General features: G+C 50.6%; 17 protein-coding genes and 1 other RNA gene. 7 read left to right on the top strand and 11 right to left on the bottom strand.

From position 1 onward, the window contains the following. Positions 1-145: 145 nt before the first annotated feature. Positions 146-2,419 (bottom strand): TonB-dependent siderophore receptor, encoded by a 2,274-nt coding sequence (locus tag EH228_RS16015; protein WP_420841470.1) that lies wholly within the window; start codon positions 2,417-2,419, stop codon positions 146-148. Between the two features lie 521 nt (positions 2,420-2,940). Here EH228_RS16015 and pykF point away from each other — a divergent pair. Beyond that, a complete protein-coding gene (pykF, locus tag EH228_RS16010) occupies positions 2,941-4,356 on the top strand; it encodes a pyruvate kinase PykF (protein WP_152322609.1) in 1,416 nt (471 codons plus the stop codon). A 304-nt stretch (positions 4,357-4,660) separates the two neighbouring features. Further along, positions 4,661-4,897 (top strand): major outer membrane lipoprotein, encoded by a 237-nt coding sequence (locus EH228_RS16005; RefSeq protein ID WP_152322608.1) that lies wholly within the window; start codon positions 4,661-4,663, stop codon positions 4,895-4,897. A gap of 85 nt (positions 4,898-4,982) precedes the next feature. Here the strand turns inward: EH228_RS16005 and EH228_RS15995 are convergent, their stop codons facing one another. The 7 genes from EH228_RS15995 to sufA form a co-directional block, all read right to left on the bottom strand. Continuing rightward, positions 4,983-5,948: a L,D-transpeptidase family protein gene (locus EH228_RS15995; protein WP_152322606.1), complete on the bottom strand. Its 966-nt coding sequence runs from the start codon at positions 5,946-5,948 to the stop codon at positions 4,983-4,985. A 63-nt stretch (positions 5,949-6,011) separates the two neighbouring features. Next, positions 6,012-6,434 carry a cysteine desulfuration protein SufE gene (gene sufE / locus EH228_RS15990; RefSeq protein WP_152322605.1) on the bottom strand — a complete coding sequence of 141 codons (423 nt, stop codon included), beginning with the start codon at positions 6,432-6,434 and terminating at the stop codon, positions 6,012-6,014. Between the two features lie 24 nt (positions 6,435-6,458). Further along, on the bottom strand, positions 6,459-7,679 hold the full coding sequence (gene sufS / locus EH228_RS15985) for a cysteine desulfurase SufS (RefSeq protein ID WP_152322604.1): 1,221 nt from the start codon (positions 7,677-7,679) through the stop codon (positions 6,459-6,461). Continuing rightward, positions 7,676-8,959 carry a Fe-S cluster assembly protein SufD gene (gene sufD / locus EH228_RS15980; RefSeq protein ID WP_152322603.1) on the bottom strand — a complete coding sequence of 428 codons (1,284 nt, stop codon included), beginning with the start codon at positions 8,957-8,959 and terminating at the stop codon, positions 7,676-7,678. The genes sufS and sufD overlap by 4 nt, the downstream gene beginning before the upstream one ends. Continuing rightward, entirely contained in the window at positions 8,934-9,680 is a 747-nt protein-coding gene (sufC, locus tag EH228_RS15975; protein ID WP_152322602.1) for a Fe-S cluster assembly ATPase SufC, read from the bottom strand. The genes sufD and sufC overlap by 26 nt, the downstream gene beginning before the upstream one ends. A 55-nt stretch (positions 9,681-9,735) precedes the next feature. Beyond that, the gene (gene sufB, locus EH228_RS15970; RefSeq protein ID WP_152322601.1) at positions 9,736-11,229 is read right to left on the bottom strand and encodes a Fe-S cluster assembly protein SufB; all 1,494 of its coding nucleotides are present in this window, start codon (positions 11,227-11,229) and stop codon (positions 9,736-9,738) included. A 5-nt stretch (positions 11,230-11,234) separates the two neighbouring features. Continuing rightward, positions 11,235-11,609, bottom strand: a complete 375-nt coding sequence (gene sufA, locus EH228_RS15965; protein WP_152322600.1) for a Fe-S cluster assembly scaffold SufA — start codon at positions 11,607-11,609, stop codon at positions 11,235-11,237. Between the two features lie 393 nt (positions 11,610-12,002). Between sufA and EH228_RS15960 the strand changes: the two genes are divergently transcribed. After that, positions 12,003-12,407, top strand: a complete 405-nt coding sequence (locus EH228_RS15960; protein ID WP_152322599.1) for a hypothetical protein — start codon at positions 12,003-12,005, stop codon at positions 12,405-12,407. Between the two features lie 26 nt (positions 12,408-12,433). Here the strand turns inward: EH228_RS15960 and EH228_RS15955 are convergent, their stop codons facing one another. Both EH228_RS15955 and ydiJ read right to left on the bottom strand, forming a co-directional pair. Continuing rightward, positions 12,434-12,865, bottom strand: a complete 432-nt coding sequence (locus tag EH228_RS15955) for a hotdog fold thioesterase (RefSeq protein WP_152322598.1) — start codon at positions 12,863-12,865, stop codon at positions 12,434-12,436. Then, complete coding sequence (ydiJ, locus tag EH228_RS15950; RefSeq protein WP_152322597.1) at positions 12,865-15,927, bottom strand: D-2-hydroxyglutarate dehydrogenase YdiJ; 3,063 nt, start codon at positions 15,925-15,927, stop codon at positions 12,865-12,867. Before ydiJ ends, EH228_RS15955 begins: the two co-directional genes overlap by 1 nt. A gap of 224 nt (positions 15,928-16,151) precedes the next feature. Between ydiJ and ydiK the strand changes: the two genes are divergently transcribed. Further along, positions 16,152-17,261, top strand: a complete 1,110-nt coding sequence (gene ydiK / locus EH228_RS15945; protein ID WP_152322596.1) for an AI-2E family transporter YdiK — start codon at positions 16,152-16,154, stop codon at positions 17,259-17,261. Positions 17,262-17,526: 265 nt separating this feature from the next. Next, an RNA gene (rprA, locus tag EH228_RS15940) (antisense sRNA RprA) lies at positions 17,527-17,634 on the top strand. 70 nt (positions 17,635-17,704) lie between these two features. Here rprA and ppsA read toward each other — a convergent pair. Then, complete coding sequence (gene ppsA, locus EH228_RS15935; protein WP_152322595.1) at positions 17,705-20,080, bottom strand: phosphoenolpyruvate synthase; 2,376 nt, start codon at positions 20,078-20,080, stop codon at positions 17,705-17,707. A 465-nt stretch (positions 20,081-20,545) separates the two neighbouring features. Between ppsA and ppsR the strand changes: the two genes are divergently transcribed. Both ppsR and EH228_RS15925 read left to right on the top strand, forming a co-directional pair. Next, positions 20,546-21,373, top strand: a complete 828-nt coding sequence (gene ppsR / locus EH228_RS15930) for a posphoenolpyruvate synthetase regulatory kinase/phosphorylase PpsR (protein WP_152322594.1) — start codon at positions 20,546-20,548, stop codon at positions 21,371-21,373. 168 nt (positions 21,374-21,541) lie between these two features. After that, positions 21,542-22,588, top strand: a complete 1,047-nt coding sequence (locus EH228_RS15925; RefSeq protein ID WP_152322593.1) for a 3-deoxy-7-phosphoheptulonate synthase — start codon at positions 21,542-21,544, stop codon at positions 22,586-22,588. The last annotated feature ends 86 nt before the right edge of the window (positions 22,589-22,674 follow it).

Genomic DNA, 22,674 nt, shown 5'->3' with positions numbered 1-22,674 from the left:
GCATTACGGTTCCCACCCTGAAAATTATCAGGGCAGGCATATATTCATCCCGTAAAAGCAAACAGCTCCGCGATTATTTCCCTGACGAAAATAAAAAAAGCATTGCCATTATTTTATCTTTGATCCGTCTTGCTAAGTGAACAGATCAGAAATGAGTATTAAGACTGACGTAAAAAGTCCGTCCTGGCTCGTTATAGGTCGCTGCGCCGGCACCATATACCGTATTGGTTACGCCTCCCGAAGTATTCGAGACTGACTGGGCGCTGCCGGCTCTGAACTGCCGCTTATCAAAAATATTATCTATGCCAACCGTCATGCTGGCATATTTATTGACCTCATATGATCCGCTAAGCCCGAATACCGCATAAGGTGAGACCTCATGCCGATCCACCCCGGTGGTCGCTTCGCCTTTGTAGTTATATTTTTTAGGTTTCTGACGCCCATACCATACCATCTCACTCAGCAGAGATAAGCGTTCCGTTGCCTGCCAACTGACCGATGAATTCAGCGTGAATTTTGGCGTAATTGAAAGATAATCTCCGGTGATTTTATTTTTTGATTTCAACATCCAGGTGATATTATTGTTCCATTTTATTTTTTCACTGAGCGGAATATTCAATGTTCCTTCAAATCCTTCCACCAATGCTTTGTCAACATTCTCCCATTTCAGGATCCGCGTATCCTTCGTCGTCGTTGAACCCGTGGAATAAGTGCCGGATTCTATCTTGTTGCGATAATCATTGCGAAACCAGGTCACGCCAGCCTGATAACCTTCGCGCCTGAACTCAACGCCGACTTCTTTATTGATACTGGTTTCCGCTTTTAAATCTTTATTGCCCATCAGATAACATCCATTGCTCCCGGCTACACTACAGCCATTTCCACGACTGTAGAGCAGATAATTAGGATTAAGCTGATAAAGATTAGGGGCTTTATAAGCCCGGGCGATCCCCAGTTTCAATGTAAAGTCGTCCCCCAGCCCCTGCGATATATTCAGCGATGGACTCCAGTTATTACCTACTTCACTGTGATGATTAAAGCGTAATCCCGGAGTCAGCATCGTGCTCCCGGTCGCCTCAATATTATCCTCGGCAAAAATTGAAGCTATACGCGCCGATATTTTATCGCTCCGCGAACCGCCCGGAAAATCCGCGATAGTTCCCCCCTGCAGTGTTTGAGTCATCGACGCAGGATCCTTCATTTTTTGCCCGGCCCATTCGACGCCCATCGTCGCCGTTTGATTAACGAGGCTATCAAAGGGAATATTGATTTCACTGTGGGCGGTAAAAGCCCTTAGCTTGATAGTGGTAAAATCATCCCCCTGCGGCCGCCCCGCCGGGCCGCCGGCCAGGGCTTCAAAAATGCGCGTGTTATGCGTATTTTCATATTGCAACCAGGATAAGGCATTGATTCCGTTATCCCAGTAACCCCGATGCGTCACAGCAAAATTCTGCCGGTACATCCGGTTGGTTTCCTGACCATATTTAGAAAGTGAATCGCTGGTGCTGTTGTTATTTTCGGTATCACCAGCATAGATATTGCCCTGGCGGCTGAATCCTGTCTCAAACTCCAGTGTCTGTTGCGGCATAAATGTCCAACGCAGTAGTCCATTAATATCCTTATTGCGCACGCCTTCACGTCCCGCAGGGATAGTAGTCGCCAGCGGACTCAACTGATGTCCGGCATTAATATCCATCGCATCAGCCTGGGTTTTATTGATATTGCCGTATAAACGGAAACTCAGCGCGTCCGTCAATCCCCCCATCAGGCTGAAATCAGTGCGTTTGGTCGCGCCTTCCGCTTTATGCTGCGGCAGGTTCATGTAGGTATTCCAACTGCCATGCAATTCCTGCGTTGGCTGTTTAGTTATAATATTAACCACCCCTCCTGCCGCACCGTTGCCATACAGCGCCGCCGCCGGGCCGCGCAGAACTTCGATACGCTCGACCATATCCGCAGGCACCCAATTCGTGTCACCCCGGGTATCCCGCTCTCCCCGCCAACCGTAACGAACCGCCGCCCGGCTTGATATCGGCTTGCCATCAACCAGGATCAGGGTGTTTTCCGGTCCCATGCCGCGCAAATCGATCTGACGATTATTACCCCGAGAACCACTGTTTGAATTGCCGGAGAGATTAACCCCTGGCATAGTCCGAATTAACTCGGACAAATCATTAACCGGAGGACGTTTACGGATATCTTCCGCCGTGATGACCGAAACGCCCGGAGCCTGCCTCACTTGCTCCATCGCGGTAACAACGAGTGTTCCCTCCTTTTTTTCTTTTTCAGCGAGTTTATCCTCATTATCTTCAAGGTCTTGTTTGTGGGGGGTGGGTTTATCGACAGGGGGAGTATCGCGGGTACTGGCAAGTGTAGTACTCATCCCCAGTAGAGTTACCATACAGCAACGGGAAAACATCCTTATCACTTTGAATCCTCCATCTTGCAGCGAGTGGTTACTGAAAATTACAACTGATAATGATTATCACTACTATTTACAGTAATGCTACCTATTTTTGCAATTATTTGATCTACAGCAAGTAATTTATTCGTTATTATCGCCATCTATCTTCTTCCTGTGATTGATGTCTTCTTTTTCCTTTTTATGCAGCAACCTGATCTGACGCAATCTTTGTGCAGCCAATGCGTTTTTTAATTGGTCTGCGGGTACTTAGCGACTATAATGCGGAACGTTGTTTCACTTGAATGGTTTCAGCGTATGGTTGACCTTTTAGCAAAAACGATAGTTCGTTGCGCAACGGAGTTTTGCGCCCGCGCTGAAACCGCGATACAACTTCCTCTGCACGCTTTTCTACTGTCACCTATTCTTAATTCTGTATTGCTGTTCGCCGCCCAGGCAAAAATTCTTCTCCGGCGCGAAACACCCGACTCCGGATCCACGTTTCTATCATCCATTACAACTTAAATAGATAACTCGTCATGAAAAAGACCAAGATTGTTTGTACTATCGGTCCAAAAACCGAATCAGAAGAAATGCTGACTAGCCTGCTGAACGCGGGCATGAACGTCATGCGCCTGAACTTCTCTCATGGGGATTACGAAGAGCACGGTAAACGTATTGCTAACCTGCGAGCGGTGATGAAAAAAACAGGTCTCCAGGCCGCGATCCTGCTGGATACCAAAGGCCCCGAAATCCGAACCATGAAGCTGGAAGGCGGAGCAGATGTAGCGCTGAAAGCTGGGCAGACCTTCACTTTCACCACGGATCAGTCAGTGATTGGTAACGCCGAATGTGTGGCTGTGACCTATCAGGGCTTCGCTGCCGACCTGAAAATCGGTAACACTGTGCTGGTAGACGATGGTCTCATCGGGATGGAAGTCACTAAGGTCACTGAAAAAACGGTAGTTTGTAAAGTGCTGAACAATGGCGACCTGGGTGAAAACAAAGGCGTTAACCTGCCGGGTGTTTCAATCCAGTTGCCCGCGCTGGCTGAAAAAGACAAACATGACCTGATCTTTGGTTGCGAACAGGGTGTCGACTTTGTTGCGGCTTCCTTTATCCGTAAGCGTTCGGATGTACTGGAAATTCGTGAGCACCTGAAGCAACACGGTGGAGAGCACATCCAGATCATCTCTAAAATTGAAAACCAGGAAGGTCTGAATAACTTTGACGAGATCCTTGAAGCCTCTGATGGCATCATGGTTGCTCGTGGCGACCTCGGCGTGGAAATCCCGGTGGAAGAAGTGATCTTCGCGCAGAAAATGATGATCAAAAAATGTAATCGTGCACGTAAGGTGGTGATCACCGCGACGCAGATGCTTGATTCAATGATCAAGAACCCGCGTCCGACTCGTGCTGAAGCTGGCGATGTGGCTAACGCCATCCTCGACGGTACTGATGCCGTTATGTTGTCCGGTGAGAGTGCGAAAGGGAAATATCCGCTGGAAGCCGTGACCATTATGGCCACCATCTGCGAACGTACTGATCGCGTGATGAAAAGCCGGATTATTGACGCGAAGAATGACAACCACAAAATACGCATCACCGAAGCAGTATGCCGCAGTGCCGTGGAAACAGCTGAGAACCTGGAAGCACCATTGATCGTGGTCGCGACGGAAGGCGGTAAGTCAGCTAAATCTGTGCGTAAATACTTTCCTCAAGCCACGATCCTGGCACTGACGACCAATGAGCAAACTGCCCGCCAGTTAATTCTGAGCAAAGGCGTCGTCACTTCCGTGGTAAAAGAAATCGCCTCTACTGATGATTTCTATCGTATCGGCAAAGAAGCCGCTATCGCCAGTGGATATGCACAGCGAGGCGACGTAGTGGTCATGGTTTCGGGTGCTTTAGTACCGAGTGGAACGACGAATACCACTGCTGTACATGTTCTGTAATCTAAGATTACGCCTTGCAGCGATAAAGCGCCCTGAGTGGCGCTTTTTTTATAACTTCAGTAAAGAATTATCTTAAAAAAACCTATCGAAATTAACTATTCAACTCGGTAATAAGTGAGATTGATCCGATTAAAGTCGCCTGTTTTAGCTAAATTTTTTGCACCTTTTTGGTAAGACGGTGCTTCTTTGAGCGAACGATCAAATTTAAGCACGTTCTCATTAAAAATTTATTCTCATTAGAAAATACTTTGTGTAATACTTGTAGCGCTACATGGAGATTAACTCAATCTAGAGGGTATAAATAATGAATCGTACTAAACTGGTACTGGGCGCGGTAATCCTGGGTTCAACTCTGCTGGCTGGTTGTTCAAGCAACGCTAAAATCGATCAGCTGTCTACCGACGTTCAGACTCTGAACGCTAAAGTTGATCAGCTGAGCAACGACGTGAACTCAATCCGTTCCGACGTACAGGCTGCTAAAGATGACGCAGCTCGTGCTAACCAGCGTCTGGACAACCAGGCTCACTCTTACCGTAAGTAAGACGCGTTCTGGTACTAAAAATGGCGCACAATGTGCGCCATTTTTTTTGCCTTTTACCTCTTCTCCTTATGCAACATCCCGGTTTTCACTGTTGCTGGACCGCAGGTTCCGGAGCATGGTCATCAACCTCCTCCCCGGCATTCACCAGCACTGGCATACCTGAACGGCGGACCAACGCGGCGTTAATCACCGCAACATCGCTGTCATCACTGTTAATAAATTTTTTCGCGTTAGCACTCAAAGCAATTGGCATGGTTTGCGGATCGTCTTTCTCACTGTGTGACAATGGCTGGTGCACTTCGATATAACGTTTGCCATCCGGTTCCACCGCATATTTGAGCGGCTGATTGATGACCTGCACACGCGTACCTGCGGGGACGCGGTTAAACAACGCCGCGATATCATCAGGCCGCAAGCGAATACAGCCAGAGCTGACACGCATTCCAATGCCGAAATCAGCATTGGTTCCGTGGATCAGATAATGCCCTTTGCCATATGCCAGACGCAGCGCATAGAGTCCCATCGGGTTATCGGCCCCCGCAGGCACGGTGACCGGCAGCACTTTGCCTTCAGCGGCATAACGCTTGCGGATATTGGGTGTGGGCGTCCAGGTCGGATGGGGGATTTTTTGGCTGATAGTGGTGACCATCTCCGGGGTATTCGCCCCCAGTTGACCGATACCTATTGGATAGACGATCACCGTGTTCTCGCCCTGCGGATAATAATAGAGGCGCAATTCCGCCACATTAATCACTATCCCTTCCCTTTTGGTATCCGGCAATAACATCTGGGTGGGAATGATCAGTTGCGACCCCGCTTTGGGTAACCACGGATCGGTACCCGGATTCGCTTCCAACATCCCCAATAATCCGATTTTGTATTCCGCCGCGATCCTCTCCAGCGATCGACCATCACTGGGCACAGTGTAGGTGGTATTCTCACCAATCAGACGGCTATTTTCAGCGGGAAGAGGGTATGCTGTAGCGCGGGCTTGCTGTACAAACAAAAGAGCAATCAGTAACAAATAAACAAACTGGGACAACGTTTTCATGCGATTTCTCGTGTAAAAAACTTCCCACCAACATAGTGGGAAGCCTACGAGAAGTGTAGCAATTCAATCCACAGTAAGCGCCTGCGCTTTCAGACGAATGGCACGAATCATCGCTTCCAGCCCCTGAGAACGGGAAGGCGTGAGATGTTGAGTCAAGGCCAACTGGGCAAACCAGGGGCGGACATCAAAGGCAAGGATTTCTGCCGGCGTCATCTGCTGATAAAGGATAAATACAATACTAATCAATCCTTTAACGATAGCAGCATCACTATCACCACGCAGTACCACACGTCCATTGTCGTCGACGTCCATCAAGATCCACACCTGACTCTGACATCCAGAAATGGTGTTTTCCGGCTGATGCAATGATTCAGGAAATTCAGGCAACAACGCACCCAGTTCAATCACATACAGGTATTTTTCTTCCCAGTTAGCGCAACGGGTAAAGTTGCGGACCAGTTTGTCTCTATCTGGCAGGGTCGCCATGGTTCATCCCTCTTTGCCGCCAGCTCAGCCCAGCAGGCGGTGTATTCGTGTCAGGCCAACCGCCAGGCGATCAACCTCTTCTTCGCTATTATACAGAACAAAGGAGGCCCGGCACATCGCCGGAACGCCGTAGTGGTTCATCAACGGCATGGCGCAGTGGTGGCCCGTGCGAATGGCGATACCATACTGGTCGAGAAAGCTACCAACATCATAGGCGTGATGCTGACCCAGATTGAAAGCAATCACCCCTGCCCGCTGCTGAGGTCCATAGATTTTCAGGTCCGGTACAGCGGCGAGCTTATCCATGGCATAATGCATCAGCGCCTGTTCACGCTGATGAATGACATCCAGACCCAGTTCACTCACCCAATTCAGCGCCGCTCCCAACCCCATAATTCCACCCGTGTTAGGCGATCCCGCCTCAAAGCGCCACGGCGCTGCCGCATAGGTGGTTCCTTCGGTCAGGCTGACCGTGGCGATCATTGAGCCGCCGCCTTCCCACGGCGGCATTTGATCCAGCACGGCTTTACGGCCATACAGAATACCAATACCAGACGGACCGTAGATTTTATGGCCTGAGAAAACGTAAAAATCACATCCCAGATCCTGCACGTCAACCTGCTCATGCATGACCGCCTGGGCTCCATCAATTAACGTGGCGACGCCAGCGGCTTTCGCCTGAGCCACCAGTTCTTTCACCGGGTTAACTGTGCCGAGCACATTCGATACCTGGGTGATCGCCAGCATGCGGGTACGGCTGTCCAGCAATGACGGCAACGCAGAGAGTTCCAGCTCGCCAGTCGCCGTTAACGGGATAAACCGCACTTCGGCGCCGGTACGTTGCGCAATCATCTGCCACGGCACGATGTTGGCATGATGCTCCATCGCGGTGATCAGAATGTTGTCACCCGGCTGCAAGTGACTCGCCCCCCAGCTATTGGCGACCAGATTGATCGCCTCGGTGGTCCCCTTAACAAACACGATCTCTTCCGGCGACGCCGCATTAAGGAAACGCGCGGCCTGCGCACGCACATTTTCCATTGCCGTGGTGGCTTCAGCACTCAGAGTATGGATCCCCCGGTGCACTGCCGCATAACCCTGCTGATAGAAATGACTTTCCGCATCGATAACCACTTGCGGCTTCTGGGCACTGGCCGCGCTGTCGAGATAGGCCAGCGGCTGGCCATTTATTTCTCGCGTCAGAATGGGAAAATCAGCCCTGACGCGCGTCAGGTCAAAACTCATTTTATGTCTCCAGGGAAACGCTGAGCGATACGCTGCATCACCGCTTCCTTCAGCACGTCATCCGTTATAGCTTCGGTTAATTCTGCGGCAAATGCGTAAATAATCATCCGCTGGGCTGACTCTTCGCTGATACCCCGGGCACGCAAATAGAACATCTGCTCGTCGTCAATGCGGCCAATGGTTGCACCATGACTGCACTTCACGTCATCAGCGTAAATTTCCAGTTGCGGCTTGGTGTCCACTTCAGCCAGACGCCCCAATAACAGGTTGTTGTTGGTCATCTGTCCGTCGGTTTTCAGCGCATATTTAGCCACTTTGATCTGGCCATTAAACACCGCCCGGGCTTTATCTCGCACGATGGTTTTATGCAGTTGGCGGCTCAGGCAATGGCCCTTGTTGTGCTCCAGCCAGGTTCGGCTGTCACAGACTTCTTTGCCTGATGGCAACATCAAACTATTAATGCCAAGCTCCGAGCCTTCGCCATTCAATTGCACACTGGTGTTATGGCGGGATAAACCGCTGCCCAGCAGGAAATTGTGGCTTTGTACCCGGGCATCGCTGGCAATCACGATATCGTTATGAGAGAAGTGGTAACTGCTGCTGTGCTCGAAAGCCAGCTTGTAATGTGTCAGTTGCGCATTGTTGCCCACGGTCACGGTCAACCGCGCGCCAGTAAAATGCGCGGCATCATTCAGGCTGACATAGTGTTCAATCACTGTCGCCGACGTATTGTCGTCCAACTGCAACTGATGGCGGTAGTGAGAGGTGTTCATCTCTTCCTGCACGCTACCGCTACTGATATGTAACATATAAAGCGCCCGCGCAGCTGACTTACCGCGCGGCAAATGAATGGTAGCCACCTCTTCTGCCAGACTCTCGGTCAAATGCAGAAAAACTTCTGGCTGTATCGGCGCGCTCAACTCACGACGTTCTGCCCCCAGGCTGACCTGAACAGCGAATACGTCAAAGGATTTATCGCTCAATTCCGCATTGAAGCGACCATCCACAAACACCATCTTCACCGCATCCAGATTCAATGACAGACTGGCGACATCAGCGGCGGTCAGGTCGGGCGCGTCGGGTAGGACGAAGTTGTGTGCCAGTAATCCTTCCAGTGGCGTGTATTTCCAGTTTTCATGCTTGCGGGTCGGCAGACCAAGACGCAGCAATTGCTGCCAGTGCTGCTGCGCCTGCAGTGAACGATGATGCCCGTGACTCTCAAACAGATGATGCCACTGCTGCAAAGCGTTCTCGTTATTCCTGGTCGGTAAGCCAGCCATAGCCTTGGTCCTCCAGTTGTTTTACCAGCGTAAAGTCGCCGGACTTCACGATTTTTCCCTGATATAAAACATGGACGAAGTCTGGCTTGATGTAGTCCAGAATACGCTGGTAATGCGTCACGATAATAAATGCGCGTTTACCGTCACGCAGTGAGTTAACGCCATTGGACACGATCCTCAGCGCATCAATATCCAGTCCTGAGTCGGTTTCGTCGAGAATGCAGAGTTCAGGTTCCAACGCCGCCATCTGCAGGATGTCGTTACGCTTTTTCTCGCCACCCGAGAAGCCCACATTGACTGATCGGGTCAGGAGGTCTTCCGGCATCTTCAACAGGTGAATTTTGTCTTCGATAAAGTCCTGGAAATCAAAGCGGTCCAGTTCATCCTGCGCACGGTATTTACGCACCGCGTTAACCGCTGTTTGCAGGAAAAACTGATTGCTGACGCCGGGAATTTCTACCGGATACTGAAAGGCCATAAAGATCCCTTCGCCCGCGCGATCTTCCGGCGAAAGCGTCAGTAAATCCTTGCCTTTGAAATTGACCGAACCGCCCGTTATCTCATATTCTTCACGCCCCGCCAGCGTGGCGGACAGGGTACTTTTACCCGAGCCATTCGGTCCCATAATGGCATGAACTTCACCCGGCTTAACCTCCAGGTCTAACCCTCGCAGGATCTCTTTATCTGCAATACTTACCTGTAAACCTTTAATACTTAACATAGTGTTTCCTGAACAATACTCTGCGGTATTTCGCAATGATCGTAAACGGCAGGGATTAGCCCACGCTGTGTTCGAGGCTAATCGCCAGCAATTTCTGTGCTTCAACCGCAAACTCCAGTGGCAGCTCGGAAAAGACGTCTTTACAGAAACCGTTCACAATCATCGAAATCGCGTCATCTTCACTGATCCCTCGCTGCAGGCAGTAGAACAGCTGATCCTCACCGATTCGCGAGGTGGTGGCTTCGTGCTCCAACTGCGCTGAATTGTTACGCGCTTCCACGTACGGGAATGTATGCGCGCCGCACTCCGCACCAATCAGCATCGAGTCACACTGAGTGAAATTACGCGCATTGGTGGCGGTTGGCATAATCTTCACCAGACCACGGTAGGTATTCTGGCTTTTCCCGGCCGAGATCCCTTTGGAAATGATGGTTGATTTGGTGTTTTTGCCGATATGGATCATCTTGGTACCCGTATCGGCCTGCTGGTGACCACTGGTCAGCGCCACAGAGAAAAACTCACCGATGGAGTTGTCGCCACGCAGAATAACGCTAGGGTATTTCCAGGTGATCGCCGATCCGGTTTCAGACTGCGTCCAGGACATCTTGCTATTCTCGCCTTCACACAGCGCTCGCTTGGTCACGAAATTGAGAATACCGCCTTCGGACTCACCGCCGGAGAACCAGTTCTGCACGGTGGAATATTTCACTTCGGCATCTTTATGGATGATCACTTCCACTACCGCAGCATGTAACTGATAGCTGTCGCGGACCGGTGCCGAGCACCCCTCAATATAGCTGACATAACTGCCTTCATCAGCAATCAGGATGGTGCGTTCAAACTGGCCGGTCTTCGCGGCGTTAATACGAAAATAAGTCGACAGCTCCATTGGGCAACGTACTCCTTTCGGGATATAGACAAACGTCCCGTCAGAAGCCACCGCCGAGTTCAGCGCGGCAAAAAAGTTATCATTCGCTGGTACGACGGTTCCCAGATACTGCTTAACCAGTTCCGGGTGCTCATGAATAGCTTCACCAAATGAACAGAAAATAATCCCCTGCTCCGCCAGCTTGCTACGGTAAGTCGTGGAAACCGATACCGAGTCGAAGATGGCATCAACCGCCACTTCCTGACCTTCACGAACCGGAACCCCCAGTTGTTTAAAGGCGTTTTCCACTTCTTCCGTCAGGTAGTTCGGAGCCTGAGCACCAGACGTTTGTTGAGCGCCAGGCGCTGAAGCGCAACTGTCATCACAGTTCCCACAGGACGGGGCTGAATAGTAGCTGTAGTCCTGATAGTTAAGTGACGTGTAGTGGGCTTTCAGCCAGTGCGGCTCTTCCATTTCCAGCCAGGCTGCATAGGCCTTAAGGCGGAAATCCAGCATCCACTCAGGTTCGTTACGTTTGGCCGAAATCGCCCGTACGACGTCTTCGCTGATGCCATGTTCAAACTCTTCAGTCTGCAGTTGGGTAAAGAAACCTTCTTTGTACTTCTGATGGTTTCCGCCCCAGACCTGCACATCGTCTGATGTTTCAGTGTTTCGAGACATAAATTTTACTCAACGCCAAAGCTCTCACCACAGCCACAGGCGTGTTGAGCTTTAGGATTATTAAATTTAAAAATCTGATTCAGACCTTCACGTACGAAATCCACTTCCGTTCCGTCAATGAAAGGCATGGCCTGCAGGGGCACAAACAGCGACGCGCCCTTATGAGTAAACACCAGATCATCGTCAGCAGGCTGTTTTATTAAATCCATCGTATAGCCAAAACCGGCACAACCCGACGTTTTCACGCCCAGTCTCAGCCCCTTCACTTCTGGATCGCCAGCCGCCAGGGTAATAATTTGCTTAGCGGCGCTGTCAGTGAGCGTCAGGCCTTTCCAGACATAGTCGTCAGGAGAAAAAGAAGCAGTCGTTGCTGATGACATAATATTACCTCGCGAGTCGATAGCCCTGCGGGCTAATACCTCTATGTTAGTGATAATGATTGTCTCTTCAACCTCTTGTTTTGCAGGGATTAACGCCAAGAGGGTTTTTTAGGGCCTTTTTATTCAGTTTAGACCCTTAGAAGAGGATAACGATCGATGTCACGCCGCAATTTAACGAAATGCTAACGCATTGAAAAGTAGCCAGTAAATATCGGCGCTGCCGGGTTGATTAGGATTAATAGTCATTTTAACTTCTCAACCCCAACCTCGAATAGTTATTACCAATTTATCTGAGGAGCAGCATGAATCGATAAATTTTCATCGCTGCGCCGTTGAATAATATTCTCGTTATTATATGCTAATGATTATCATTAGCGGAAAATGGACCCCTGAATGAATCTGTCGATAAATGCCTGGCTACAACATAAGATTGATGAGTACAAATTTTCTGTCCGTAATATTACTGTGGATTTCTATATGGTGCAGGCCAAACTAAACCGCCCTGAGTGCACCCTGGAACAACTGCGAAAATTCAACGATACCTGTCTGGATATGGCTGATCTCTGCCAGCTCAACGGCGATGATCAGAGTTACCTGCACGCTCTGGGTAAGCTACACCAACGTCTGCTGCAAGAGTTGGGCAACACCAGCCGTGAGCGGCTGTTCCGTATGCAGGCCTGGCAGTTAGCCCGCCATTCACTGACCCGACTGTGTCATCAGTTGGCAATCAATGGCCAGTGGGACAAAGCCACTGCACTGCAAAGTGATTTTGTCAAACATGCGTCCTGGATAATATGACGCCGACAGTAATGCTTTAAAGGTGCCTACTTTTCCGTCCGCGACGTCATTACCGCCGTAGTCAATCGTGCAGTACAGCATAATTGCCGCTGCTCGTTAACGATCTCTATCTGCCAGACCTGATGCGTACGTCCCAGGTGCAGAGCCCGACAGATACCGCTCACCAAACCGTCCCTGACACCCCGCAGGTGGCTGGCATTAATTTCCAACCCCACAATGTAGTCATCCCCATCCGTACAAAGATAACCTGCCACTGACCCCAGCGTTTCCGCCAACACCGCTGACGCGCCGCCGTGCAACAGACCAAACGGCTGTCGGGTCCGGGCATCAACTGGCATGGTGGCTTGCAGGCTCTCATCATTAAGCGCGGTGAACACGATACCTAAGTGTGCCACCATTGTACCCTGGCTACGCTGATTTATCTGCTCCAGTGAGCTGTCGCGTTTCCAGATAGCCATCAAATTAACTCCAGTAAAGCCTGCAATGGGTGACGCATGCCGTTGCCCTCAATACGCTTCACCTGGCTACGACAGGAATAGCCGGTCGCCAGGCAACGCTGGCGAGGTAATTTCTGCAATGCCTGATGCCAGGATAGCGCATAAATGCCGAGCGAATTATCCAGATTTTTCGCCTCATGACCATAGGTTCCCGCCATCCCGCAGCACCCGACACTGACATTTTCCAGTCTGGCGCCAAATTTAGCGAAAATACCTTTCCACTGCGCGCTGGAAGCAGGCAACGCGGTGACTTCAGTGCAGTGCCCGAAAAGGTACCAGGCTTCGCCGCTCTGATTGTCATCCGCCGCGTTGACTTCTGACAAAATTTGCTGCAACCATTCATGTACCAGTTGAACGTGGAAATTCCCCCGTTTATCCGCAAGGATTTCCTTATATTCATCGCGATAGCAAAGTACCAGCGCCGGATCGACGCCGACCATCGGCAGTTCCAGCCTGGCGACCCGATTCAAAAAATCCGCTGTTTTTTGCGCTGTGCGGGCAAAACGCCGCAGAAAACCTTTGATATGCTGAGCTTTACCGTTAGGCGAGAACGGCAGTACCACTGGGTGGTAGCCCAGTTTTTCAATCAGCCTGACGAAATCGGTGACCAACTGCGCTTCGTAATAGCTGGTGAAGGGATCCTGAACCACCAGGACATAACGCTGACGCTCGCTGGCGTTCATTGCTTCGAGCTGTTCCAGCGTGGTGGTGGTGACTGAACGTTGTCCCGCTAACTGCTGCCGCAGATTAGGTGAAGAGAGCTGCGGTAAATCAACCATACCGATATAACGTTTGCTCATCTCGCGTACCAACGGTTGACGCAGGAAAAAGTTAAAGAATTCAGGCGCTCTCGCCATCAGAGGGGCATAACTTTCGACCGAGGCGACCAGATGATCACTGACCGGGCGCAGATAACGCGTGTGATATAGCTGCAGGAAGCGCGAACGGAAACTCGGCACATCAATTTTGATCGGACACTGGGTGGAACAGGCCTTACAGGCAAGGCAGCCGGACATCGCCTCTTTGACCTCATGGGAAAAGTCATATTCTCCCCGTCTGGCGTACCAACTATTGCGAGTTCGCTCAATCATGCCGCGTAAGCTAACCTTGCGTTCCGGCAACTGCGTCTCCAATACCCGCGGGTCAACACCTTGTTCAGCCAGCAAGCGCAACCATTCACGGGTCAACGTCGCGCGACCTTTTGGCGAATGAATGCGATTGCCGCTGATCTTCATGGACGGGCACATCGGACTACGCACATCAAAATTAAAGCACAGACCATTGCCGTTACATTCCATCGCCCCACGCCACTCGGTTCTGACATTGACCGGGATCTGCCGATCCCAGGTACCACGCTTAACCGCATCCACCTTCATCATCGGCTCATCGACGCCGAACGGCGCACAAATTTTCCCGGGATTAAGCCGGTTTGCCGGATCAAAGGCCGCCTTAATCCGGCGTAAATCGTTGAACAGCGCCTCGCCAAAAAATGCCGGACTGTATTCAGCACGAAAACCTTTACCGTGTTCTCCCCACAACAAACCGCCATAACGCGCGGTCAGCGCCACCACTTCATCGGAAATTTGCTTCATCAGCATTTCCTGTTGCGGATCGCACATATCCAGCGCCGGACGCACATGCAGCACACCGGCATCAACGTGACCAAACATGCCGTAGCTCAGATTATGTCCGTCCAACAGCGCCCGGAACTCGGCAATATAGTCAGCCAGATGCTGTGGCGGCACGCAGGTATCTTCCACAAACGGAATCGGTTTAGCCCGGCCTTTGGCATTCCCCAGCAGACCCACCGCTTTTTTACGCATGGCATAAATACGCTCGATACCGGCAATATCGTCACACAGTTGATAACCGATAATGCCGGCTTGATGGGCGGCCATCAGACTTTCCAGACGTGCACAGAGTGATGCCACCTGGGTGTCAATCAGCGCTTTATCATCCCCGGCAAATTCAACAATATTCAGGCCAAGCATATCCCGTTCCGGCACATCAGTAATCAGTTCACTGACTGAATGCCAGACGATATCTTCACGCGCCAGGTTCAACACTTTTGAATCAACGGTTTCAACTGACAACGCCTGCGCCTCGACCAGAAAGGGCGCACTGCGCAGGGCCGAATCAAACGAATCGTATTTTATATTCACCAAACGCCGGACTTGCGGGATTGGTGTAATGTCCAGCGTCGCTTCAGTAATGAAAGCCAGCGTGCCTTCCGCGCCACACAGCAAACGGGTCAGATCAACCTGCTGCAGGTCGTCGCTGATAACATGCCGCAAATCATAGCCAGTGAGGAAGCGGTTTAGTGTGGGGAATTTATCGAGGATCAACTGACGCTGGTCACGACAACGCTCCAGCACGGTACGATAGATATTGCCTACCCGGTCCGGCTCACTAGCCAACTGTTCCGCCAGAGAGACCGGTATGCGCCGGGTGTCCAGAATTTCTCCCCCCAGCAGCACGGCACGTAACCCGATGACATGATCGGACGTTTTGCCATACACCAGGGAACCCTGCCCCGATGCATCGGTGTTGATCATCCCACCAAGCGTGGCCCGGTTACTGGTCGACAATTCAGGGGAGAAAAAATAGCCGTAGGGTTTGAGCCAGGCATTGAGCTGATCTTTGATAACCCCTGCTTCAACTTTTACCCAGCCCTGCTCGACGTTGATTTCCAGGATACGGTTCATATACCGGGACATATCCACCACAATCCCCTGATTTAGCGATTGTCCGTTAGTACCCGTACCGCCGCCTCGCGGGGTAAAGACCAGACTGCGGAACCTCTCCTCGCCCGCCAGACGGGCGATCAGCGTGACATCCGCAGTGGAGCGAGGGAACAGCACCGCATCGGGAAGCAATTGATAAATACTGTTATCGGTAGACAGGGTGAGACGGTCGGCATAACTGGTCGCCGTGTCGCCGGTAAAGCCCTGTTGCTCGAGCACCTGCAAAAAATTTAGCACCAGTTGAACGAGGCCTGGCGCCTGGGAAATCTGTGGGATCATTATCGGGTGACCAAAATGTTGTCTGTAATGGTTGCGCTTTGGCGAAAGTTTTATCACATTTTTTTATGGCCTGTCGCGATTTCAAAATCCCTGAGAAAAGAATCACGTGTCGTTTGTATCGAAAATGCATCTGATACATCATGCTTATGGTGTCGGGCATAAGAAATGCCCGCGTCCGTGAAGGACCACCCACTACGTCTTTTACCTGAGGTTAATGTTCATACATGAAGAATGTGTACAAAGGATGGGATTTGCCACAAATTGTCTTCTCCCTGATGTTTATTACGCTGATGATTGTCGCTTGTTTCTGGGTGGTGCAACCGTTCGTTCTGGGGTTCGCCTGGGCCAGCATGGTGGTGATTGCGACCTGGCCGCTGATGATAAAAATTCAGAACTGGTTGTGGGGGCGACGCTCACTGGCGGTGATCGCCATGACGTTAATCCTGCTGCTGCTGTTTATCATTCCCATTGCCGTATTGGTTAACAGCCTGATTGAGAACAGTGGCCCGGTTATCGCCTGGGCGACATCGGGTCATCTGAAACTCCCTGATATGGGCTGGCTGAACAGCATTCCGTTGGTCGGTAAAAAGCTCGCCTCCTTCTATCACAACCTTGTGCAGGGCGGCGGCGGCGCGATGATGGCGAAGGTACAGCCTTACATCGGACGTACCAGCGGTTTCCTCTTCGCCCAGGCCGGTAACTTTGGTCGTTTTATGGTGCACCTTGCCCTGATGCTGCTATTCAGTGTGTTGCTCTACTGGCGTGGAGAACAGGTTGGTCACGGTATCCGCCATTTTGCCTATCGGATGGCCTCCCAGAGCGGTGATGCGGTGGTATTGCTGGCTGGTCAGGCTATCCGCGCCGTTGCTCTGGGGGTGGTGGTCACCGCGCTGGTGCAAGGCGTACTGGGCGGCATTGGTCTGGCTATTTCCGGTATTCCTTACGCCACTGTATTGACGGTATTGATGATATTCTCCTGCCTGGTTCAACTTGGCCCGTTAGTGGTGCTGATCCCGGCGGTTATCTGGCTCTACTGGAGCGGTGATACCACCTGGGGATCGGTGCTGGTTATCTGGAGCTGTGTGGTCGGGATGCTGGATAGCGTGCTACGGCCAATGCTAATCCGTATGGGGGCTGATTTACCGATGATCCTGATACTTTCTGGTGTTATCGGCGGTTTGATTGCTTTTGGCATGATCGGCCTGTTTATTGGCCCAGTGGTATTAGCCGTGGCTTACCGGCTGGTCTCACTCTGGATACAGGAAACGCCTGCGCCAGATGAAGATTCACAGAAAGCGAGTGAAGAACTGGCCGAATTTAAACAGGAAATTTAGTAAAAATCTTTTTTCAACGCGGTCAGCTTGCCTGACCGTTTTTATTACAAAATATCAACATTATCTTTTAAGCACATTAAATAAAAAATTTTCACAAAAAAACACCGTCATTCTGCCCTCATCAATTATCAACACACCAAATTGATTAACATAACTACAGTTTTCATTCTGTTATCAATCCCCTTTCAGTCACAAATGATTATAAATGTTAAACTAATAAGAGGATTCTTAATGACTCTTTCCGTCCAGCTGAATAGTATGCTTAATAAGTTTATGATCAAATTTTTGTTCTAAAAACAACGCGTTCTCTGAGTAAAGTGAAGAATTGCTGTGTGTAGTCTTTGCCCATCCCTAAAGGTGGGCTTTTTTTTATCTCTCAAAGAAAAAAGCCAGATAATCTGGCCTTTTACAAGTATAACCGTGAACATTAGCGAGGGCTATTTTTACGGCAATTCAGCCAAACTGAGCCAGGTTTGTACCACCGTGTCCGGGTTCAGCGACAAGCTATCGATACCCTGCTCCATCAGCCAGGCGGCAAAGTCTTCATGATCTGACGGGCCTTGCCCACAGATACCAACATATTTTCCCTGTTTCTTCGCTGCTTTGATAGCCATTGACAACAGCGCTTTCACGGCATCATTACGCTCATCAAACAGCTCAGAGACCACGCCTGAGTCACGATCCAGTCCCAGTGCTAACTGGGTCATATCATTAGATCCGATGGAAAAACCGTCGAAGTATTGCAGGAATTCTTCAGCCAGCAACGCATTCGAGGGGATCTCACACATCATGATGATTTTCAGCCCGTTTTCACCACGTTTCAGTCCCTGACGCTCCAGTTCCTCCACCACCGCTTTCGCTTGTGCTACCGTGCGGACGAACGGCACCATAATCTCGATGTTGGTCAGTCCCATCTCATTACGTACACGCTTAACCGCCGCGCATTCCAGGGCAAAACAATCGCGGAAACTGTCAGCCACGTAACGTCCGGCCCCGCGAAAACCCAGCATCGGATTTTCTTCTTCCGGCTCGTAACGCTCCCCTCCAACCAGGTTGGCATATTCGTTCGTTTTAAAGTCAGAAAGACGCACAATCACCCGCTTAGGCGCAAAAGCGGCCCCCAGTGTGGCAATGCCTTCCGTCAGGCGAGCGACATAAAATTCAACCGGATCAGCAAACCCCTTCATCAACGTGCGAATCTGCTGCTGCAACTCGGGGGTTTGGCGGTCAAACTCAAGCAACGCTTTAGGATGCACCCCGATCATTCGGTTAATGATAAATTCAAGACGCGCTAACCCTACCCCTTCGTTGGGTAAGCAAGCGAAATCAAACGCCCGATCCGGGTTGCCGACATTCATCATGATTTTCAGCGGCAATGAAGGCATTTCATCGACCTGGGAGCTTTTCACTTCGAAGTCGAGCAGGTCATCGTAGACATAACCGGTATCGCCTTCTGCGCAGGATACCGTGACTTTATGACCGTCCTTCAGGCATTCCGTCGCCTCGCCGCACCCCACCACCGCCGGGATCCCCAGTTCACGGGCAATAATGGCCGCATGACAGGTTCGCCCACCACGATTGGTGACAATCGCTGACGCTTTCTTCATGATCGGTTCCCAGTCCGGGTCGGTCATATCGGTCACCAGCACGTCACCTTTTTCAATCCGATTCATTTCGCCAATGTCATGAATGACTTTGACGACACCGGCACCAATACGATGACCGATAGCGCGCCCTTCCACCACCACCTTGCCTTTGCCCTGTAAGGTATAACGCTCCATTACCTGGCCATTTGAACGCACCGTTTCCGGACGGGCCTGCACGATAAATAACTGACCAGTATGCCCATCTTTCGCCCATTCAATATCCATGGGACGTTGATAGTGTTTTTCGATCTGTACCGCCTGCGCGGCCAACGCTTCCACTTCTTCGTTACTCAGGCAGAAACGATCGCGCTCCGCTTCCGGTACATCCTCGATCCTCACCTGTTCACCGTGTTCCTGCGAATCGGCATAAACCATGCGGATTTTTTTCGACCCCATATTACGGCGGACAATTGCGGGTCGCCCGGCCGCGAGCGTCGGCTTGTGCACGTAGAACTCATCCGGATTAACCGCCCCCTGTACCACCATTTCACCCAGGCCTGGTGCCGCGGTAATAAATACCACCTGATCGAAGCCAGACTCAGTATCAATGGTGAACATCACACCAGCGGCGCCAACATCAGACCGCACCATGCGCTGTACGCCGGCAGAGAGCGCCACGCCACGATGATCATAGCCCTGATGCACACGATAAGAGATCGCCCGGTCGTTAAACAGCGAAGCATAAACGTGCTTGACTGCAATCAACACGGCATCAAAGCCCTGCACATTAAGGAACGTTTCCTGCTGCCCGGCAAACGATGCGTCGGGCATATCTTCAGCCGTGGCAGAAGAACGTACGGCAAAGGAGGCTTCGGCATCGTCAGACGACAACTGCTGGTATGCCTCTCGGATGGCCTCTTCCAGCTGCGGCTGAAAAGGCGTGTCCACAATCCACTGACGAATTTGTTTGCCCGCTTTAGCCAGTTCGTCAACATCATCAATATCGGTCTTTTCAAGCAGGTCGTAGATACGCTGATTGACGCCGCTTTGATCGAGAAATTGATTGAATGCATCAGAAGTCGTCGCAAAACCGTTCGGAACGGATACGCCGAGCGAAGACAAATTAGTAATCATTTCACCCAGAGAGGCATTTTTGCCTCCCACCCGATCAACATCGTTCATGCCAAGCTGGTTATACCAGAGCACAAGCGGCAATTCGCCTTTATTGGACATTGAAACAATCCTTTTAAGATTTAATTAAAAATACGAGGACAGAATAATGCCTTTTAAGCCTGGCACATTAAGGCAAAAGAAAGAAACCGTTGAATCGTTCAAGCAAGGAAAAAACACATTTTTAAGAATACTCCGCCTGAATTCATCACATTCAAATTAAAAATAAATTCATATATTTCAAGTTATTACATTAAAAATCCATCTTGAAGATGTATACCAACCCGGCGCCTTACCGTGTAATTCATATTCAGAATGATTTTTTGATTAAGCTCTATTTTTACGAATACAAAAAGAAAACATCATTTCATTAATGTGACTTTTTTTACCAGCCATCATTTTGATTGAAAATTTCATATTATTAAAATTTGAATTATTCATTTTAAAAAGTGATAGTGGTCATTATTTGCTTTATCGCTATAAATTAATTTAACCTGTTAAGAACAATCGTTGGGAGATAAACCAGACGTGAACAATGAACGAAGTGTTTTTTATATCTCAGATGGAACTGCGATTACGGCTGAAGTACTGGGACATGCGGTGCTGTCGCAGTTCCCGGTAGGAATCAATAGTGTCACGCTGCCTTTTGTTGAAAACGTACAACGTGCCCAGGCCGTGAAGGCGCAGATCAATACCTTATATCAAAAGAGCGGTATACGTCCGTTGGTGTTTATTTCCATCGTCACACCAGAAATTCGGGAAATCATCCAGCAAAGCGACGGCTTTTGTCAGGATATCGTGCAGTCGCTGGTTGCCCCCTTACAGCAGGAATTGGGGGTTGCTCCAACCCCCGTAGCTAACCGTACACATGGACTGACGGCGAGTAACCTGGGCAAGTATGATGCCCGTATTGCCGCGATTGATTACACTCTGGCCCATGATGACGGGATCTCGTTACGTGGACTGGAGGAGGCGCAGGTCATTTTGCTGGGGGTCTCACGCTGCGGCAAAACGCCAACCAGCCTGTACCTGGCGATGCAATTTGGTATCCGTGCGGCAAACTATCCTTTTATTGCTGAAGATATGGATAACCTGAAGTTACCGCCAGCTCTGAAGCCTTTCCAGCATAAGTTGTTTGGTCTGACCATCGATCCGGAACGACTGGCTGCTATCCGTCAGGAGCGTGCGGAAAATACCCGTTACGCCTCAATACGTCAGTGTCGTCTGGAAGTCGGTGAAGTTGAGGCGCTGTTCCGAACGCATCAAATTCGCTATCTGAACAGCACTAACTATTCGGTGGAAGAGATAGCAACCAAAATCCTCGACATCATGGGGCTGAGTCGCCAGATGTACTGATCCCGTGCCGGGGTGTCGGTTAATCTGTTGTCTAAACCATAATATTTATTCCACTGAGACCACATTCTGTGGCTGTTCGCGTTGAAATCATCGCTGATTGGTTTATTGTGATCGCCATCACTTCCCGGCACGCCTGCCGATGCGAAGAAAAAAATTTCAGAGAACATAATGAACAAAACAGATGAACTGCGGACCGCGCGCATCGAAGCCCTGATCACGCCTGATGAACTGGCGCAGCGCTATCCGATCACCCCAACAATTGCGGCCAACATCACCGATTCTCGCCAACGTATTGCCCGTATTCTTGCTGGCGAAGATCACCGCCTGCTGGTAATCATTGGCCCCTGCTCACTGCACGACCCGGTCGCCGCCGTGGAGTATGCGACAAGACTGAATGTACTGCGTGAAAAATATCAGTCACGTCTCGAAATCGTGATGCGTGCTTACTTCGAAAAACCGCGTACCGTGGTGGGCTGGAAGGGCCTGATATCCGATCCCGATCTGGACGGCAGTTTCCGCGTCAACCTCGGTCTGGAAGTCGCCCGCAAGCTGCTACTGGATATCAATGCGCTGGGGATGCCTACCGCGACGGAATTTCTGGATATGGTGGTCGGTCAGTTTATCGCCGACCTGATCAGCTGGGGAGCAATTGGCGCCCGGACCACGGAAAGCCAGATCCATCGTGAGATGGCGTCGGCGCTTTCCTGTCCGGTGGGCTTCAAAAATGGTACCGATGGTAATATTCAGATTGCCGTGGACGCCATCCGTGCTGCACGAGCCAGCCATATGTTTTTATCGCCGGATAAGCACGGCCAGATGACCATTTACCAGACCAGTGGCAATGCATCCGGCCATGTGATTATGCGGGGAGGTAAGCAACCCAACTATTATCCAGAAGATATCGCCCAGGCTGTAGGCAGCCTGCGCCAGTTTTCGTTGCCAGAACATGTAGTTATCGATTTCAGTCACGGTAACTGTCTGAAGCAACATCATCGGCAGAAAGACGTGGCGGAATCCGTCGCACAGCAGATCCGTGATGGCTCGCTGGCCATTGCGGGCGTGATGATTGAAAGCTTCCTGCAGGAAGGGACACAGAAAGTCGAGGCCGGTAAACCACTGGTTTACGGTCAGTCGATTACTGATCCCTGCCTGGGATGGGAAGACAGCGAGGCCGTACTGGCCCTGCTCGCCGAGGCCATTGATTCACGTTTCTGATGTGTGGTCATGTCGGCCCCATCAATTGATGCCTGTCGATCTATCCGGATAAACAGACCGTGGAGCGCATGGACGCGCGTCGTCAG

The sequence above is a fragment of the Erwinia endophytica genome, assembly GCF_009295515.1.
Taxonomy (GTDB): Bacteria; Pseudomonadota; Gammaproteobacteria; order Enterobacterales; family Enterobacteriaceae; genus Erwinia; species Erwinia endophytica.
This window is presented reverse-complemented; position numbering and strand designations above follow the sequence as displayed.